This window comes from Negativicoccus succinicivorans (genome assembly GCF_018373335.1).
GTDB lineage: Bacteria > Bacillota > Negativicutes > Veillonellales > Negativicoccaceae > Negativicoccus > Negativicoccus succinicivorans_A.
In genome coordinates this window covers 1-1,087 of sequence record NZ_JAHAHH010000143.1, presented here as the reverse complement: position 1 = coordinate 1,087, position 1,087 = coordinate 1, and the positions used below count along the sequence as shown (strand labels likewise).

Below are 1,087 nucleotides of genomic sequence, written 5' to 3'. Positions count from 1 at the left end.
TCGATCCGCGCTGGAGCGTAACGAAGCGGGGCCGCTCAAAGCGGCGTACGAGGAGATTATTCGCGCGGTGGAAACACGGAGTGAAAAGGCGATTGATAAAGCCGTATATGTAGCCACGCAAGAAAATACACGATATTATGCACGACGAATCGCACGAACGGAGTTGCAGCGGGCGTATCAGGATGGAGAATTGGCAAAGTATGAATCGGATGAAGATGTTGTCGCATACCAATGGAAACGGTCGTCCCGGCATCCGCATTACGACATCTGCGACTTTTATGCGCAAGCAGATTTATTTAACTTGGGCGCCGGCGTATTTCCCAAAGGAAAATTACCGGCTCTGCCGGCGCACCCGAACTGCTTGTGCTATGTGAAACCTGTATATGCGGGTTTGATTGATATGAGTAAGGAAGATGAAGTAAAGGGATATAAGAACGCAGAAACGTTCATCAATGGATTAAGAAAACCCGAGCAAAACAGTCTGCTGGGAGTACAGAAAGCGAAGGAATATCGCGCGGGCAAGCGCACATGGCCGCAGGCGATACGTGGGATGGATGGTGGACTAATGCGCAGTAGGTTGGTGTTGGCGCTGGACACGTTATCCGATGATGAATTAACGGATTGGATGAAGGAACAGGGCGTTCCAGATTATGTGCAAAAGTTGGTATTGGCGGGTGAAGTGGATAAGAAGTTGGTATTCGGTAGCAAGGAAGAGATGATGTCGTTGAATCTGTTACCGCCAACCGATGAGTATATCGAAAAACTTGCAAATCAACAGAATAAGCCGTACACTAAAGGCAAGCAAGGTGAAGAGCGGTTTTATGCAGATGACGGCAAACCGATTTACCCGCCTAATGACGGGGCGATAGGGACGATTTCAAATATTAGCTTGAATGCTGGCAGTATGATAGTTTCTCGTTATGGAGGGAATCATGGAAGTTACGTTAGTCCGGATGATACCGAATTGGAAGCAAGGTCTTTGTCTCGTATGACAAGGCAAGAAGATTATCATCGATTCAAAATTTTGAAAGATGTGAACAATACCGAACAAGGGATTATTGCGCCTTGGTTTGGAAAACGTGGATTA

The 1,087-nt window shown here is 47.0% G+C and carries 1 protein-coding gene; it reads left to right on the top strand.

Annotation, left to right across the window (positions count from 1 at the left end):
* Positions 1–67: 67 nt before the first annotated feature.
* A partial coding sequence (locus KH813_RS06800) for a TNT domain-containing protein (RefSeq protein ID WP_303994578.1) occupies positions 68–1,087 on the top strand: 1,020 nt, incomplete at its 3' end.